Raw genomic sequence first — 16,886 nt, 5'->3', positions numbered from 1 at the left:
AGGCGCTGCGCGCCGCAGTGACGTCACCGCGTAGGGTAGGCCGCATCATGTCCAAGAAGACGTTCGAGGAGCTCTTCGCCGAGCTCCAGCAGAAGGCCGCCACCGGCGACCCCGCCACCTCCCGCACCGCCGAGCTGGTGCAGGCCGGTGTGCACACGATCGGCAAGAAGATCGTCGAAGAGGCCGCCGAGGTCTGGATGGCCGCGGAGCACGAGTCGCATGACGCCGCCGCCGAGGAGATCTCCCAGCTCCTCTACCACCTCCAGGTGCTGATGGTCGCCCAGGGCATCTCCCTCGACGACGTCTACGCCCACCTCTGATCCGCCCCGCAATCGCCAACTTCCCCCGCTGCAAAGGAAATCGCTGTCATGCTGCGCATCGCTGTCCCCAACAAGGGTTCACTGTCCGAGCCTGCGTCGGCGATGCTCCATGAGGCCGGCTACCGCCAGCGCAAGGATCGCCGCGAACTGGTCCTGGTCGACGCGGAGAACGAGGTCGAGTTCTTCTTCCTGCGCCCCCGGGACATCGCCGTCTACGTCGGCTCCGGCAAGCTCGACATCGGCATCACCGGCCGTGACCTGCTGCTGGACTCCGGCTCGCCGGCCGAGGAGATCCTCCAGCTCGGCTTCGCCGGCTCCACCTTCCGCTACGCCACCCGTCCCGGCACCGCCAAGGACGTCGCCGACTTCGGCGGCATGACCATCGCCACCTCGTTCTCCGGCCTGGTCACCAAGCACCTCACCGACCACGGCGTGGACGCCTCCGTCGTACACCTCGACGGCGCGGTGGAGACCGCCATCCAGCTCGGCGTCGCCCAGATCATCGCGGACGTCGTGGAGACCGGCACCACCCTTCGCAACGCCGGCCTGGAGATCATCGGCGAGCCGATCCTGACCTCCGAGGCCGTGGTCATCCGCGGGACGGGCGCTCCGGACGACGACCCCAAGGTCCGCCAGTTCCTCCGCCGCATGCAGGGCGTCCTGGTGGCCCGCCGGTACGTGATGATGGACTACGACATCCGGGTCGAGCAGGTCGAGAAGGCCGTGGCGCTCACCCCGGGCCTGGAGTCCCCGACCGTCTCCCCGCTGCACCACGAGGGCTGGGTCGCGGTCCGCTCCATGGTCCCGGCCAAGGACGCCCAGCGCATCATGGACGAGCTCTACGAACTCGGCGCCCGCGCGATCCTGACCACCGGCATCCACGCCTGCCGGCTCTGACGCCCCACCGCCCGCACCCGCACGCCCTCCCACGGAAGACGACACGTGTCCGCGCCCGCGTCCCCCGCCGCCTCCCGGCCCGCCCTCCCGGTGACCTTCCGGCCGTCCCGCACCCGGGCCGTCCTCTACGTCGCCGGCATCGCCCAGCTCGCCGCCCTCACCGCGGTCGCGATGCTGCTGCCGGAGCTGAGCGGCGGGGAGCGGATGGGTTTCGTGGGCACCGGGGTGCTGGTGGCCGCCGTCCTCCTGCTGCTCGCCCGCCCCAAGGTGGTCGCGCGGCAGGAGGGCGTGACCGTCGTCAACCTCACCACCCGGCGCGAGCTGGCCTGGGCCCAGGTACTGCGCGTCAACCTCCGGGCCGGTGACCCATGGGTCCATCTGGACCTCGCCGACGGCACCAGTCTGCCCGCCATGGGCATCCAGCCCGGCATCGCCCGCGAACAGGCCGTTCGCGACGCCCGCGCCCTGCGTGATCTCGTCGAGATCCACGGTGCCGTCGACCACACGGCCCGCTGACCCTGCCCCGACGCGGGCCCCGCTGTTTACTCTGTTCTCCGGGGTGTACCCGCACCCCGCCCCTCAGTGGGACCCAACGACCCGAGGAGTGACTCCCTCCGGCAATGGACGGATCGTCCTGTAGTACCTGCGCCGCCCCTTCCGAACCCCCGCATACGACGGAGGCGGCGGCATGACCGGCCCCCTGCTGCTCCTCCTTGCGGCACTCGCACTCATCCTCGCCAACGGCTTCTTCGTGGCCGCCGAGTTCGGGCTCGTCACCGTCGAGAAGGCGGACGCCGAACGGGCCGCGGCCGACGGCGACCCCCGGGCCGACACCGTCGTCTCCGCTCTGCGGGAACTCTCCTTCCAGCTCTCCGGCACCCAACTCGGCATCACCATCACCTCCTTGGTGGTCGGCATGCTCGCCGAGCCGGCGCTGGCCGAGCTGCTGTCCGGGCCGCTGCTCGCCCTCGGCCTGCCGCACGGCGCCGTCCCGGGCATCGCGGTCGTCATCGGCATGCTGGTGGCCTCCGCCGTCCAGATGGTCGTCGGCGAACTGGTGCCCAAGAACTGGGCGGTCTCCAAGCCGCTCCAGGTCGCCCGCTTCGTCGCCGGCCCGCAGGACGCCTTCTCCCGCTTCTTCCGGCCGGTGATCACCCTGCTGAACACCGTCGCCAACCGCCTGGTCCGCGCCCTGGGCGTGGAACCGACCGACGAACTGGCCTCCGCCCGCACCCCGGGCGAACTGGTCTCGCTGGCCCGGCACTCCGCCCGGGCCGGGGCGATCGAGCAGGACACCGCGGACCTCTTCGTCCGCACCCTCTCGCTCGGCGACCTCACCGCGGAGAACGTCATGACGCCCCGCGTCCGGGTCAGCGCCCTCCAGGCGACCGCGACCGCCGAGGACGTCGTCAACCTCACCCGCGCCACCGGCCTCTCCCGTTTCCCCGTCTACCGCACCCGGCTCGACGAGATCGTCGGCATGGTGCACCTCAAGGACGCGCTCGCCGTCCCGGCCGAGGAGCGGCTGCGCACCCCGGCGCTCCGGATAGCGGTGCCGCCGCTGCTGGTGCCCGCCACGCTGCCGGTGCAGCCGCTGCTGGAGCGGCTGCGCAGCGAGCAGCCGATCGCGGTGGTCGTCGACGAGTACGGCGGCACCGCCGGCGTGGTGACGCTGGAGGACATCATCGAGGAACTCGTCGGCGAGGTCCGCGACGAGCACGACCGGGTGGACCTGCCCGAGCTCGGCCAGGCCCCGCCCGAGGACGGCCGCCCGGCGTGGGACGCCGACGGCGGCTGCCGGGTCGACACCCTGCGCCGGATCGGCCTGGAGGCCCCCGAGGGCCCCTACGAGACCGTCGCGGGGCTGGTCGCCCACATACTCGGCCGGATTCCGGCACCCGGCGACACCGCCGAGCTGGAGGGCTGGCGGCTCCGGGTGCGGCTGGTCGCCCACCACCGCGCCGAGCGGATACGGCTGGTCCGGCTGGCCCCCGCCGTTCCCGAGGCGGCCCGCGAGCGGGTCCCGGCCGGTGCGGAGGTGGCCCGATGACCGTGGCCCAGCTTCTCTTCGCGGTGCTCCTGGTGCTCGCCAACGGCTTCTTCGTCGGCGCCGAGTTCGCCCTGGTCTCGGTCCGCCGCAGCCAGGTCGAACCGCTCGCCACGATGGGCTCCAAGCGGGCCCGCCGGGTCCTGCACGGTCTGGAGAACCTCCCGCAGATGATGGCCGCCGCCCAGTTCGGCATCACCATCTGCTCCCTGACGCTCGGCGCGGTCGCCGAGCCGACCGTCGCCCGCCTGCTGGAACCGGTCTTCGCGGCCGTCCGGTTGCCCGGGGCCCTGGTCCACCCGCTCGGCTACGCCATCGCCCTGGCCCTGGTGGTCTTCCTCCACCTGGTGATCGGCGAGATGGTCCCCAAGAACCTCGCGATGGCCGCGCCCGAGAAGACCGCCCTGTGGCTCAGCCCCGGGCTGGTCGCCTTCGCCCGGCTGTGCCGCCCGGTCACCGCGCTGCTCGGCGCGCTGGCCCGCGGTGTGCTGCGGCTCTTCCGGGTCGAGCCCAAGGACGAGGTGGAGGCGGTCTTCACCAGCGAGCAGCTCACCCACCTCGTCGAGGACTCCGGCCAGGCGGGCCTGCTGGACCCCGGCGAGCAGGAACGGCTCTCCGACGCCCTGGAGCTCGGCAGCCGCCCGGTCACCGACGTCCTCCTCGACCCCGCCGGACTGATCACCGTCGAGCCGACGGTGTCGCCCCGCCAGGTGGAGGAGCTGACCGTGCGCACCGGCTACTCCCGCTTCCCGGTCTGCGCGCCGGGCGGTGCCTACATGGGCTATCTGCACGTCAAGGACGTCCTGGACCTGGAGGAACGGGACCGGGCGGTGCCGCAGCGGATCTGGCACCCGATGGCCACGCTCCGCGCCGAACTCCCGCTGGACGACGCCCTGACCGCGATGCGCCGGGCCGCCTCCCACCTGGCCGCGGTCGCCGACGGCACCGGCCGGGTGCTCGGCCTGGTCGCCCTGGAGGACGTCCTGGAGATGCTGGTCGGCGAGGTCCGCGACCCGGCGCACCGCACGGAGCCGACGGCCGGCCCGGCGTCCCGGGAGGAGGCCGGACGGGTCGGCGATCCGCGCGAGGGGACTCCGCTGACCGCCGAGAACCCCGCACTGGCCGGCTGACCGCCGCATCGGACCGAGGGGCGCACCGGACCACCGGCGCGCCCCTCGCGCTTCTCCGGCCGCCACGAGTCCGGTAGCCACGAGCACGAGTCCGGCCGCTACAGATCCAGCCCCTTCGGCGGTGCCTGCGGGTCCGGCCCGCGGCCCGAGAGCACCTCGCCGTACGCCTGCATCAGGTCCGCCAGCCGCAGGGTGGCGAGATCGTCCCTGGCCGGGGTACCCGGCCAGGTGGACAGCCGCAGATCGCGGTAGGCGCAGCTCTTCTCGTACAGGGTGCGCAGAAAGCGGCCGTTGCCCAGCTCGTCGATCCAGCCCTGCTCGACGACATGGCCGTTGATGCTGCACAGCTCCTCGCGGGACTCCTCGTCCCAGCGGTCGCCGTTCTCCGCGGCCAGCACCTCGCCGATCCTGGTGAGTTCCAGCGGCCGGTAGCTGGGGAAGTCCACCCGGCTGGTGAAGCGGGAGGAGAGGCCGGGGTTGGCGGCCAGCAGCCGGTCCATGCCCTCGGGGTAGCCGGCCAGGATCACCACCAGCCGGTCGCGGTTGTCCTCGGCCCGCTTCAGCAGTACCTGAAGGGCCTCGTCGCCGTACGCGTCGCCCTTGCTGTAGCCGGAGTTGGACAGGCTGTACGCCTCGTCGACGAAGAGCACCCCGCCCAGCGCCGAGTCGATCAGCTCGTTCGCCTTGACGGCGGTCTGTCCGAGGAACTCGCCGACGAGGTCGGCGCGTTGGGCCTCCACGAGATGGTCGCCGCCGAGCAGCCCCAGCGCGTAGAAGACCCGGCCGAGTATCCGGGCCACCGTGGTCTTGCCGGTGCCCGACGGGCCGGAGAAGACGAAGTGCCGTTTCGGGGGCGCCACCGGAAGGCCCTGGCTCGCCCGCAGCCGGGCCATCCGCAGCTGCGCGGAGAGCGCCCGCACATGCCGCTTGACCGGCTCCATGCCGACCATCCGCTCCAGCTCCGCCAGCGCCTTCTCCAGCAGCACCGGGTCGGCCGGCCCGGCGGGCAGCACCTCGCCGTCCCGCCGGCCCGGCGCCGTCGTCTTGATCCGGGCCGCACCGCCGCTCCCGACGGCCGGCTCCGCCTGCGGGCCGGTCGGCTCGCCGGCCACCAGCAGCTCCCGGCCGTCGATCGGGTCCAGCGGCGCCAGCGGGTCGAGGTCGCCGCCGGCCCCCTGTGCCGGGCCCTGCGCGGAGACCGTCGCCAGGCCGGCGACCTCGTCCAGCCCGTCCGCCTCGGCGATGGCGGCCAGCCGTGCCGCGGTGTCCATGAACGCCGGGTCGACCCGGTGCACCGCGCGGTAGAGGGGGAGGGCGGCGGCGCTGCGGCCGGTGCCCTCGTAGGCACGGGCGAGCCAGTAGCGCAGCTCCTTGCGCTGCGGCTGCTCGCTGCGACATCGCATCAGCGCCGCGGCCAGCAGCGGCTCGGCCTGCCCGTACATCTCCAGCCGCACCCGCGCCATCCCGCCGAACAGCCCCGCCTCGATGCCCAGCGCGGGATCGCCGAGCAGCGGCTCGGTGTGCCGGACGAGCTGGTCCCAGTCCTTGACGAGATAGGCGCGGCAGGCGTGCAGAAAGCGCACCTGCGGGTCGGTGTCCACCGGCGGGCAGCCGGCCAGCGCCTGGTCCAGCTCGGCGACATGGCGGCCGTCGAGCCAGTGGGAGGCGTGCGCCAGCAGCAGATCCCGGCCGGTCTCCAGCACCGGCTGGACCCACCAGCCCAGCCAGTACCAGGAGTTGAGGGAGCGTCGGTGCCGGGTGCGCTGCTCACCGAAGCGGTCGCGGTGCTGGTGCATCCGCAGCAGCGCCATGGAGGTGTCCGCGCGCAGCGCGTGGAGCCCGAGCCAGGCGTCGGCCATCGACGGATCGAGTCGTACCGCGGCCCGGAACTCCTCCTCGGCCTGGGGGTAGGCACCCATGGTGTAGGCGTCTACCGCGCGCAGCCAGGCGAGTTCGGCCGGGGCGGGCGAACCCTGAGCGCCGACATCCATCCCGTCCCCCCACAAAACGTCCCCCCGTGGTGTACCACCGGACGTGTGCCGCGCCGGGGTCCCGGGGTCTGTCCGGCCCTGACCGAACCGGCGCGCGGCGGGCGGGAGTTGCCCTGCCGTGCGCCCGGGCCCGGGTCCCGCGGTGGCACAGACTCGCATCGTACCTGCGCTGTCCGCGCAGGCCGAAGAGGGCCGCACGAGGTGGAAGCGGGGGCGCGGAAGGGGGCGCGTCGGCGCGAAGGATGCGGTGACCCTGGGTGAGGGAAGTCCCGTGCGGCGAGCGCCGCGACATCTGCTTTTACACAGAACGAAGCCCCCGATCACGGGGGAACAACCGGGGGCTTCGCGTCTGCGGGCGGTCCGTTGAACCGCACATTGAGAACGTAAGTCCTGTACGCCCCCCAGGTCAAGCCGAGTTGGGGCACTCGGCGGGTCCCGGTCAACAACTGTCGGCGTGTCAGCCATAGTCGGCTACGCAGGGTGAAATCCGGGCCCGGTCACGCCCGACCGGACGGTCCCACACGCACCTCATAACCCATCGGCCCCTGGTGCACCAGGAGATCGGCGTACGGCCGGGACGGATCCGCCGCGAAGTGCGCGCGCTCCGCCGGAATCCAGCCATCCCAGAAGGCGGAGAGCCCCGGCCCGTCCCGGAGTTGACCTCTTTCCCATGAATGCTCGCGCGCCAGTTCCATCCACAACAGGCAGGCGGCGTACGGCCGCAGCGCGCGCCGCCCGGTGCCCACGCCCTCGACCAGCACCACCGGCGCCGGCGCCAGCTCCACCGCCGCGCCGAACTCCCGGCGCGCCCAGTCGTAGACCTCGTAGCGCGCCGTCCCGCCCCGGGACAGCGGGTCCAGCACCTGCTCCCGGAACCGGTCGCTCCAGGCGAACAGCTCCTCATGGGTCGCGAGGTCGTCGGTGTGCACCACGGGCGCGCCGTCGAGCGCCTCGGCCAGCCGCCCGGCGAAGGTGCTCTTCCCGGAGCCCGCGTGCCCGTCCACCGCGATCAGCCGCACCGGACCGCACGAGGGCGGCAGGGTGCGCAGCCGGGCGGCCAGCGACGTCAGCGCGGGGTCGAGGGCGGGGGTCATCCCACCAGCGTACGCCAGTGGTCCACACCAATATTCGTGACGCGACGCGCGTCGAACCACCTTCCTAAGCCCGCCCGGAGCGGAGATAGTTGAGCCCAGCCGCCCCACCCGCACCCGCGCGCCCGGCGCCGCCGGCCGTCCGCACCGACAGGGGGACCCATGACCAGCTCCGCGCCCCGGCGCACCGTCCTGGCCGCCGCACTCGCCGTCGCGGCCGGCGCCGCCGTCACCCCCCTGGCCGCCGCCGCGGGCGGGCCCGGCCGCCCGTCGGCCCCGCCGCGGCCCGAGGCCACCACCCCGCACCGAACGAAGAGCCCCGTGGACTACCACGCCTGGACCACCCCCGCCGACTGGCACCAGGGCACCGGCCACGGCACCCGCGTGGTGCCCGGCCGCCGCCCCGGCATCGCCCTCGCCCGCCCCGCCGGCACCACCGTCTACCACGACCCGCACACCGGCCGGACCGCCACCTGGGAGTACGCCACCTGGACCAGCCCGGTGCACCGTCTCCCGGTCCCCGCCACCGAGGCCGTCGCCTCCTGGAACGCCCACACCCCCGCCGGCACCTGGATCGCCGTCGAACTCCGCGCCACCTACTCCGACGGCGGCCGCACACCCTGGTACGTCATGGGCCGATGGACCGCCGGCGACGGCGACACCGACATCCGGCGCACCTCCGTCGACGACCAGAAGGACGGCCGCAGCGCCGTCTCCACCGACACCCTCGCCCTCGACGACCCCTCGACCGGCCTGCGCCTGACCTCCTACGAACTCCGCCTCACCCTCCACCGCCGGCCCGGCACCACCGCCACCCCCACCGTCTGGCGGCTGGGCGCGATGGCCTCCGACCTCCCCGACCGCTTCGAGGTGCCGGCCTCCACCCCCTGCCTCGTCGGCCGCGAACTGCACGTGCCGCGCTACTCGCAGGAGATCCACAAGGGCCAGTACCCGCAGTACGACAACGGGGGAGAGGCGTGGTGCAGCCCCACCTCCTCCCAGATGATCATCGAGTACTGGGGTCGCCGCCCCACCCGTCAGCAGCTCGCCTGGGTCGACCCCTCCTACGCCGACCCCCAGGTCTGCCAGGCCGCCCGCCAGACCTTCGACTACCAGTACGACGGCTGCGGCAACTGGCCCTTCAACGCCGCCTACGCCGCCACCTACCACGACCTCCAGGGCATCGTCACCCGCCTGCCCTCCCTCAACGACGCCGAACGCCTCGTCCACGCCGGCATCCCCGTCATAACCTCCCAGTCCTTCCTCAAGACCGAACTCGACGGCGCGGGCTACGGCACCGCCGGCCACCTGATGACCGTCATCGGCTTCACCCCGACCGGCGACGTCATCGCCAACGACCCCGCCTCCCCCGACGACCCCGCCGTCCGCCGCGTCTACAAACGCCGAGAGTTCGAGAACATCTGGTTGCGAACGAAGCGCCACGACGAAAAAGGCCAGGTCAAGAGCGGTTCCGGGGGAGTCTGCTACCTGTACTTCCCGGTGCGGCCGACGTCCGCGCAGCGGCGGGTGCTGACGGAGCTGCGGATCAGGTAGCGGCCGGCCCACGGCAGGGCCCGTCGCGCGGCCGCCGCCGGACCGCTCCCCGGGTTACCGGCCGGCGGCGAGGACGGACTCCGCGACGGAGGTGCGGGCGTACAGCACGGAGCGGCCGGCCCGGTGGGCGGTGACGAAGCCGGCGTCGCGCAGTGCCGTGAGGTTCTGGGAGACGCCGGCCATGGAGATGCCGGTGCGCCGGGCGAGTTCTGTCGTGGTGGCCGGAGTCTCCAGTTCGGTCAGGAGCAGGGTGCGCGAGCGGCCGAGCACGGCGACGAGCGCCGCGGTACCGGTGACGGCGCGGCGTTCCCACAGCGTGCCGGAGCCGCGGGCCCGGTAGGCGAGTTGCGGCGGGTCCGGTGGGGCGATCCGTGTGGACAGGCCCGGCCCTTTGAAGGCCGACGGAACCAGGAGCAGTCCGGTGCCCGCCGTCTCGCGGGACAGGGTTCGTCTGCGGACCAGCCGCAGCGTGTGGTCGTTCCAACTGACCTGCGGATGCAGTTCGTTGAAGAGGTGGCCGGCGCCGTGCTGGGACACCTGCCGGGCCCGGTGGAAGACGTCGGCGTCCAGCACCGTGCGGATACGGGCCCAGTAGGGGGCCAGCGCCAGCTCCCAGTAGGTCTCGATCTCCTCGGCGACCCGAGCGAGGCGGGTGTGCGGATCGGCATGCAGGGACCGCAGCCGGGGGCCGATGCCGCTCTGATGGTGTCCGAGGTGGTCGAGGTCCTTGCGGACGCGCTCGGCAGGGGTGGCCGTGAGCGCGGCCAACTCCTCGGCCAGCGTGGGGGCCGGCCCGGTGGGCGCCGGGTTGAGGAAGTCCGGGGCGTAGCCCGACGGCGGGAACAGCTCGGCGAGCCATGCCTCGTCCAGCCCTGCGGCCGCGACCCGTGGCCGCACCTGCTCCAGCCAGCGCCGGTGCACCGGATCCGCGGCACCGGAGGCCAGCAGCCGGAAGCTGGCCCCGACCTGCCACATCGGCGAGACGGCGAACCGCACCTGCGCCACGTCGCCCGCCGAGAACGCCAGCTCCGCCAGGAGCGCCACCCCGCCACCACCTCGCTACGCACCGGCCCCAGCGCCCGCCCCGCCCCGCCCCGAGGATTCACCCATATCTGAATCAATGGCGGTCACCCTACAGCGCGGAGACCATCCCGCCATGACCACAGAGACGATCAACGCCGCCGCATCGGGAACCTGGAAGCTGGGAGATCTGACGGTCAACCGGCTCGGCTTCGGAGCGATGCGCCTGCCGCAAACCGGGACGGCGCTCGTGCCCGACGCCGTCCCGCGCGACCGCGACCAGGCGATCGACGTGCTGCGCAGCGCGGTCGAGCTGGGCGTGAACCACATCGACACCGCCGCGTTCTACTTCTCCGCGCTGCGCTCGGCCAACGAACTGATCAACCGGGCCCTGGCGCCCTACCCGGACGACCTCGTCATCACCACCAAGGTCGGCCAGCCGCGCGACCCGTCGGGAGCATGGCTGCCGCACGCCGGGCCGGAGCAGTTGCGCGGACTGGTCGAGGAGAACCTGCGCCAGCTCGGCCGCGACCACCTGGACGTGGTGAACCTCCGCGTCGTCGGCACCGATTCGATCGCCGAACGTTTCGGTGCACTGGCCGAACTGCGCGCGGCCGGACTCATCCGCCACCTCGGCCTCTCCAACGTCCACCCCCACCACCTCGCCGAGGCCCGGGCCATCGCGCCCGTGGTCTGCGTGCAGAACATGTACGGCCTCGGAGTGCGGCCCGACCAGGACGCGTTCGTGCGCACCTGCGGCGAGCAGGGCATCGCCTTCGTCCCGTTCTACGCGATCGCCGCCACCGGTCGCCAAGCCGGGGCGAGCGGCAGCGACCACCCGGAGATCCTGGCCGTCGCCCGGGCACACGGAGCCGACCCCGCCCAAATCCGGATCGCCTGGACCCTGCACCGCGGCCCGCACATGCTGGCCATCCCCGGCACCGGCAACCCGACCCACCTGACCTCCAACGTCGCCGCAGCCGCCCTCCACCTCTCCGACGAGGAACTCGCCACCCTCGAAGCCCTGCACCAACGCCGTCCCTGAGCACCTCACGGGCTCCGACGAAGGGCACACGGGCGCAGAGGGGCCGAGGGGCCGAGGGGTCAGGTCAGGAGTAATTGCGGGCCCACCCCGACAACGACGTCCATTGAGGGGCGATGCCCGCCGGGGGGAGTCCGTTCGTGAGGAGTTGGTGGTGAATGGTGCATGTGACAAAGGCACTTGACGTGTTCTGTGGCCCTCGGATGGAATACCCGGCGGTTGCGGAAGATCTCCGCACCGCAGGAAATGCTCCAGAATTGAACGTCTTTTCTTTGGAGGGATCGTGGAAAACGTCACCACCAGCATGGACGAATTCGACCTCGACCTGGACGTGGACATCATGGAGCCGGCCACGGTCGCCGTGGAGAACCAGAGCGCGAAGCTGATGACGCAGGTGTGTCCGCCCACGTCCTGGAGCTGCGGCTGAGTCACGGGTGCGGGGTGGTGCCGGGACGTCTTCCCTGCCGCCCCGCACCGTTGCCGGGCAGACCAGGCGGGCCGGGTGAAGCGGTGTGTGGAGGGGGGCGGGGCGGCCGTGGCTGGTACGGGTGATGTGGATTTCGAGTGCGGGGAACTGGCTCTGGTACGGGCCGCGGCTCTCCCGCTGCCTTCGCATGACGCCCCGCACGACGGCACCCCGCCCGAAGACGCCCGGGACGAAGAAGCCTGGTTGCGCCGGCGGATAGTCGAACTCGCCGCCGAGCCACGGCTCATGGAGGCGGTGGACCTGGCCGGCGAGAGCCTGGCGGCGGAGGTCGGCCGCGCCGTGGCCGGGGAGCGGCTCAGGCTCAAGTCGCTGCGCCGTATCGCGCTCTCGATGGTCAAGTACCACTCGCGGATGTCCCACCGACCCACGCCCTTCGGGCTCTTCGCGGGGGTCGGGCTCGCCGGATTCGGATCCGCGCCCGCGCGAGGCCCGGTCGGCGTCGGGCGCAGCGTGACCCGACCGGACGCGGCCTGGCTGGACGGCGTTCTGGAGGCACTGCTCGACGTCCCCGCCGTACTGGAACGTTCGCGGCTCACGGCCAACAACCTGCACGCAGTGCGGGACGGCCGGCTGGTGTTGATCGATCATCATGAACGTGATGGAGTGCGGCAGTTGGCGGCTTCCGTGCGTCATACGGGGGTGGTGCGGGAGCTCATGGCGGCCGCGGCTCGTCCCACGTCGTTTCCTCGGCTGGTGGAGGCGGGGCGGCGGGAGTTCCCCCATGCGCCCGACGGCGCGATCGAAGGCGGCATCCGGCAACTTGTCCGTGGCGGATTCCTGCTCAGTGACCTGTTGCCGCCGCCCGACTGCACCGATCCGCTGGGGTATGTGTGCGGACGGTTGGGGAGTGTTGAGCACCCTGTCGTCCATCAACTGAACGAGATCCAGAGGGATTTGCGGTCGTCGGATGGTGGTGCGTCGGGTGGCGGAGGCCGGCATGCCCGGCTGGCCGCCGTTCGCGAGCGGATGCGGGCGGTGCGGCCCGCCGAGGACGTCCTGCAGACGGACCTGGCGTTGGAAGTGCGGCTGACCCTGCCGTGGGAAGTGGCCCGGGAAGCGGAACGGGCCGCGACGGTGCTGTGGCGGACCTCCCCCGTTCACCGGGGCAACCCGCACCTGCGCGACTGTCATCTGGCCTTCCTGGAGAGGTACGGCACCGACCGGCAGGTTCCGGTGCTGGAACTGCTCGACGAGGTCCATGGGTTGGGACTGCCCCGCGACTACCGGCGGCCCGGCGCGCCCCCGCCCGCCCCCGTGGACGGGACGCGCGACCGGGTGCTCGGCGAGCTGCTGATGGCCGCGGCCCGCGACGGCGGCCGGGAAGTGGTGCTCGACGAGGAGACCGTACGCGCCCTGGAGCCGGCGGAGCGCGGGCCGGCGCCGCAGAGCATGGAGGTGGGGGCGGAACTGCTGGCCACGGGCTGGGACGCCCTGTGCGGCGGGGACTTCCAGCTGGTGCTGGCGCCCCAGGCGGTGTCGCCGCTGGCCGGCGCGACGTTCAGCCGGTTCGCGCCGGTGCTCGGCCGGGCGGCCGCGCGGGTTCGGGAGCTGGCGCTGCGCACCGAGCGGAGCGCACCGGACGACGAGATCCCCGCCTGTGTCGCCTTCCGTCCCAGGGTGCTGCGGTCGGCCAATGTCTCCGCCGTTCCGCAGTGGCTGTCCCACCGCATCCCGCTGGGCGTCGGACCCGCTGCCGCGGCGGAGGCGGTGCACGATCTGCGCCTGGAGAACCTGGCGGTGTACGCGGATGCGGACGCCCTCCGGCTGGTCGACCGGGCGACCGGCCGACGGGTGCGGCCGCTGTCGTACTCGATGCTCAACCCGAGCAGCCGTCATCTCCCGTACGTGGCACGGTTCCTGCTGGAGGTGGGGCAGGAGGGACGGGACTTCTGCGTGCCGTGGAGCTGGGGCGGCTGGGCCTCGGCTCCCGCGCTGCCACGGGTGCGCCACGGCCGGACCGTGCTGTCCCCGGCGCGCTGGCTGCCGGACCGGGCGCTGTGCGCCGCGGCCGACCGCGCGGACGACAGGGAGTGGAGCGGACAGGTCGGGCGGTGGCGGCGGCGCTGGGACGTGCCCGGGCAGGTGCTGCTGGCCAAGGCCGATCACCGCGTCGCGGTCGACCTCGACGATCCGCTGCACCTCCTGGTGTTCCGCGACGAGGTGCGGCGGGCGCCCGGTCTGAGGGTCGTCGAACACGTCGGCGGCCGGGCGGGCAGGCAGTGGTTCCGGGGACCCGAGGGCGCCCATGCCGCGGAGTTCTTCTTTCCGGTCTTCGGCAGGTCCGTTGGTCGTTCGCGCGCCACCGGTCGTTCGCGCGCCGCTCAGGGCATCGCGCGGACCGCCGCCCCCGCAGCACCGCCCCCGTCCCCGCCCCCGACGACTGGCGCCGACGGCGGCGGGGCACGTCCCCGTCCGCCCGGAGCGCGTGCGCACCTGCCCGGAGGCGAGTGGCTCTACGCGAAGATCCATGTGCCGCCGGACCGCCAGCCGGAGGTGCTGGCCCGCCATCTCGGCACGCCGACCGATCCCGACCTGCTGCGCAGAGCCGGCGTCGACCGCTGGTTCTTCCTCCGTTACGAGGATCCGACACCGCACATCCGGCTGCGCTTCCACGGCGATCCGCGGTCCCTGTGGCCGGTGCTGCTGCCCGAACTCCATGCCTGGGCACGGGCCCGCGCGGAGGCAGGGGTCCTCGGGAGGGTGGCCCTGGACACCTACGAGCCCGAGACCGAGCGCTACGGAGGACCGGACGCCATCGATCACGCCGAGCGCCTCTTCCACGCCGACAGCCAGGCCGTCGTCTCCCTGTTGGCGACGGCTGCCGGCCGGCCGGACGATCCGACGGTGCCGGCCGCACTGGGCATCCTCGACATCGTGACCGGTCTCGGCTCCCCGGACGAGGCGCTCGGCTGGCTCAGCGGCCCGCCGGTGCTGGCGCGCCGGGGCGGGATACCGCGGGACCGGAAGCAGGCGGTGGCCGCTCTGCTGGACGCCCGTGCCAGGCCCCGGCCGCCGGCCGCTGCGGACGGCCGGGACGCGGGGTGGCGCACCCGCGGCCCGGCACTGGCCGATCTGCGCGAGGCGCTGTCCGCCGGAGCGACGGACCCCGACCGGCGGGGACGGATCGCCCTGAGCCTGACCCATATGCACTGCAACCGGCTGCTCGGCCCCCGCCCCGAACAGGAACTCACGGCCCATGCGACGGCCCGTGAGGCCCTGGCACTGTGGCGCGGTCGGAAGCGGAACACCGGATGACCGTGTCCTCGACACCTTCCACGCCATCCGGATCTCCCGCAGCCCCCGCGCTGTGCGACACGGCCTCGGGCATCGCCCACCGCGTCGCCGGGCTGCTGACGTCGCCGGAGCAGGTGGCCGGCACCGCCCGTACGGCGTTCGCCGCGCTGCCCCCCGAGCTGCGACAGCCCGCCTGGCAGCCGGCGTCACTGCTGCTGGGACACCCCGGCATCGCGCTGCTGCACACCCGCTGTGCCCGGGACGAGGCGCGGTACGCGGCGGTCGCACACGCCCATCTCGCGGCAGCCGTGGCGGCGGCGTCCACCGCCGGCCCCGCCACGGTCGGCGATCTGCTGCTTCCCGCACGGCTCCATGCGGACGCGCACGGTGGTTACACCCGGCTGCTGGCGCGCTGCACCGAGGTGCACGCCGCCTACGTCCGGGCGCATGTCGCCCGACTGGTGACGCGACGTCAGCAGTACGGCCCGGGGCTCGCGTACAGCGACTACGACGTGATCTCGGGTCTGGCAGGTCAGGCCCGCGGACTCCTGGCGGCAGCCGACGGCGGCGACGAGCCGTGCGCGCAGGCGCTCCACGAAGTCCTGGGCCACCTGGTCGAGATGACGCGTCCCGTCCGGCCCGCGGAAGGCGACGGGAGTCCGGTGCCGGGGTGGTGGTGCGCCCCGGACCGGTACCTCGTCCCGCGTGATCGCGCCGAGTTCCCGCGCGGCGACCTCAACGTCGGTGTCGCGCACGGCATTTGCGGACCGCTCGCGCTGATGTCGTTGGCACACCGTGCCGGGCACCGGGTGCCGGGGATGCCGGATGCCATCCGCCGCATCGCCGACTGGGTGGTGGGCGTGGGGCGCACCGACGACCGGGGGATCCAGTGGCCCGGGCGCGTCGCCGCCTTCCCGGAGGCGCCCGGAAATCCCTCCCCGCCGTCCCGGCAGCGCCGGCCGTCCCGGGACGCGGGCGCGAGCAGCGGCCCGGGATGGTGCTACGGGACGGCCGGGATCGCCTGGAGCCTGCATCTGGCCGGGCACGCGCTCGGCGACCACCGGATGACCGCCCTGGCCGAGGACGCGATCCACGGCCTGGTGCAGCGCCCGCGCGATCCGGCCGGGCCGGTCGACCCCGGCTTCTGCCACGGACGCGCGGGTGTCCTGCACATCGTCGGCCGGATGGCCGCCGCCGGCGGGTCCACGGCGCTGTGGGCCGCGGCGGACGACCTCGCCCGGGAGCTGGTGGCGGAGTTCGACGCCCGAACTCCCTTCGGGTATCGGCAGGTTCTGCCGCCCTTCTCCGTATCGAAGCCGGTGCCGCACCGGGTCGACCACCCCGGCCTGTTGGACGGCGCCGCCGGGGTCGCCCTCGTGCTGGCCGACTACGCCGATGCCCGCCGGGGAGCGATGCCGGAGGGCTCAGGCGGCTGGGACGCGGCGTTCCTCATGAGCTGACGGGCCGGTCCTCGGGGTGAACGCCTGGGCCACGGCGAGGCTGTCCTCGTAGACGTGATGGCGGGTGACCAGGCCGTTCTCGAAGGTGAGATGGAGGGCGAAGCGGGCGCGGTAGGCGCGTCCGGTGGGCCGGGCGGTCTGGCGGATCTCGCCGAGGACGACGGCGTCCGGGCCGTCCACGAGGATCCGCTCGATCCGGGTGTCCGCGGCCCCGGGGACGTGGTGCGCGGCGAGTTCGCGGTAGTGGGCGGCGGCGTCGGCACGCGAGGCGCGGTGCCGGATCCAGGGCGTGGCGGCGCGGCCGTGCTCGTCCGCCGGCCAGTCCAGCCGCCAGTCGGCGCCGTCGGCGTACCGCTCGGCGATGCGCTCGGCGTCGCCCTCGCCGATCCGGCGCAGCAGTTCCTCCACCAGGGCGCGGGTGGTCGTCGGCGTGGTCGTGGTCATGGCGGGGTGTCCCTTCGGGGGCGGGGAGGGGGAGTGGTGCCCCGATTGGGGCGTTGCGGCGTCGAGAGCGGCCGTGACGGGTCGGCGGCCGGTCGGGCCGCCGTCCCCTCAGCCATCGCTCGAACGGATCCCCATCCTGTCGGGGGGACGGCGATCTCGCGATTACCTC

At 73.3% G+C, this 16,886-nt stretch carries 14 protein-coding genes; 10 read left to right on the top strand and 4 right to left on the bottom strand.

Annotation, left to right across the window (positions count from 1 at the left end; genetic code table 11):
- The first annotated feature begins 47 nt into the window (after window positions 1–47).
- The 5 genes from K2224_RS23025 (at window position 48) to K2224_RS23005 (ending at window position 4,394) form a co-directional block, all read left to right on the top strand.
- Window positions 48–320 carry a phosphoribosyl-ATP diphosphatase gene (locus K2224_RS23025; RefSeq protein ID WP_018539873.1) on the top strand — a complete coding sequence of 91 codons (273 nt, stop codon included), beginning with the start codon at window positions 48–50 and terminating at the stop codon, window positions 318–320.
- Window positions 321–368: 48 nt separating this feature from the next.
- Entirely contained in the window at window positions 369–1,217 is an 849-nt protein-coding gene (gene hisG / locus K2224_RS23020; RefSeq protein ID WP_221908410.1) for an ATP phosphoribosyltransferase, read from the top strand.
- A gap of 45 nt (window positions 1,218–1,262) precedes the next feature.
- Entirely contained in the window at window positions 1,263–1,733 is a 471-nt protein-coding gene (locus tag K2224_RS23015; RefSeq protein WP_221908409.1) for a PH domain-containing protein, read from the top strand.
- Between the two features lie 172 nt (window positions 1,734–1,905).
- Entirely contained in the window at window positions 1,906–3,267 is a 1,362-nt protein-coding gene (locus tag K2224_RS23010; RefSeq protein ID WP_221908408.1) for a hemolysin family protein, read from the top strand.
- Window positions 3,264–4,394, top strand: coding sequence for a hemolysin family protein (locus tag K2224_RS23005; protein ID WP_221908407.1), 1,131 nt, complete (start codon window positions 3,264–3,266; stop codon window positions 4,392–4,394). Before K2224_RS23010 ends, K2224_RS23005 begins: the two co-directional genes overlap by 4 nt.
- Window positions 4,395–4,492: 98 nt before the next feature.
- On the opposite strand, the gene K2224_RS23000 is transcribed toward K2224_RS23005, so the two are convergent.
- Both K2224_RS23000 and K2224_RS22995 read right to left on the bottom strand, forming a co-directional pair.
- Window positions 4,493–6,385 carry an AAA family ATPase gene (locus K2224_RS23000; protein WP_221908406.1) on the bottom strand — a complete coding sequence of 631 codons (1,893 nt, stop codon included), beginning with the start codon at window positions 6,383–6,385 and terminating at the stop codon, window positions 4,493–4,495.
- Window positions 6,386–6,882: 497 nt separating this feature from the next.
- A complete protein-coding gene (locus K2224_RS22995; RefSeq protein WP_221908405.1) occupies window positions 6,883–7,479 on the bottom strand; it encodes a uridine kinase in 597 nt (198 codons plus the stop codon).
- Window positions 7,480–7,638: 159 nt separating this feature from the next.
- On the opposite strand from K2224_RS22995, the gene K2224_RS22990 reads away from it, so the two are divergent.
- Window positions 7,639–9,030 (top strand): peptidase C39 family protein, encoded by a 1,392-nt coding sequence (locus K2224_RS22990; RefSeq protein WP_221908404.1) that lies wholly within the window; start codon window positions 7,639–7,641, stop codon window positions 9,028–9,030.
- Between the two features lie 54 nt (window positions 9,031–9,084).
- Here K2224_RS22990 and K2224_RS22985 read toward each other — a convergent pair whose 3' ends face one another.
- Window positions 9,085–10,074, bottom strand: coding sequence for a winged helix-turn-helix domain-containing protein (locus tag K2224_RS22985; protein ID WP_260692907.1), 990 nt, complete (start codon window positions 10,072–10,074; stop codon window positions 9,085–9,087).
- Window positions 10,075–10,186: 112 nt separating this feature from the next.
- On the opposite strand from K2224_RS22985, the gene K2224_RS22980 reads away from it, so the two are divergent.
- The 4 genes from K2224_RS22980 to K2224_RS22965 all read left to right on the top strand — a co-directional run bounded on the left by K2224_RS22980 (window position 10,187) and on the right by K2224_RS22965 (window position 16,273).
- Entirely contained in the window at window positions 10,187–11,095 is a 909-nt protein-coding gene (locus tag K2224_RS22980) for an oxidoreductase (RefSeq protein WP_221908403.1), read from the top strand.
- A 280-nt stretch (window positions 11,096–11,375) separates the two neighbouring features.
- Entirely contained in the window at window positions 11,376–11,519 is a 144-nt protein-coding gene (locus K2224_RS22975; protein WP_221908402.1) for a hypothetical protein, read from the top strand.
- A gap of 108 nt (window positions 11,520–11,627) precedes the next feature.
- Window positions 11,628–14,834, top strand: a complete 3,207-nt coding sequence (locus tag K2224_RS22970; protein ID WP_221908401.1) for a lantibiotic dehydratase — start codon at window positions 11,628–11,630, stop codon at window positions 14,832–14,834.
- Window positions 14,831–16,273: a lanthionine synthetase C family protein gene (locus tag K2224_RS22965; protein WP_221908400.1), complete on the top strand. Its 1,443-nt coding sequence runs from the start codon at window positions 14,831–14,833 to the stop codon at window positions 16,271–16,273. The genes K2224_RS22970 and K2224_RS22965 overlap by 4 nt, the downstream gene beginning before the upstream one ends.
- Here the strand turns inward: K2224_RS22965 and K2224_RS22960 are convergent.
- Window positions 16,238–16,717 carry a nuclear transport factor 2 family protein gene (locus K2224_RS22960; protein WP_221908399.1) on the bottom strand — a complete coding sequence of 160 codons (480 nt, stop codon included), beginning with the start codon at window positions 16,715–16,717 and terminating at the stop codon, window positions 16,238–16,240. The two genes, K2224_RS22965 and K2224_RS22960, sit on opposite strands and share 36 nt — an antisense overlap.
- Between the last annotated feature and the right edge of the window lie 169 nt (window positions 16,718–16,886).

The organism is Streptomyces sp. BHT-5-2 (genome assembly GCF_019774615.1).
Lineage (GTDB): Bacteria > Actinomycetota > Actinomycetes > Streptomycetales > Streptomycetaceae > Streptomyces.
This window is presented reverse-complemented; position numbering and strand designations above follow the sequence as displayed.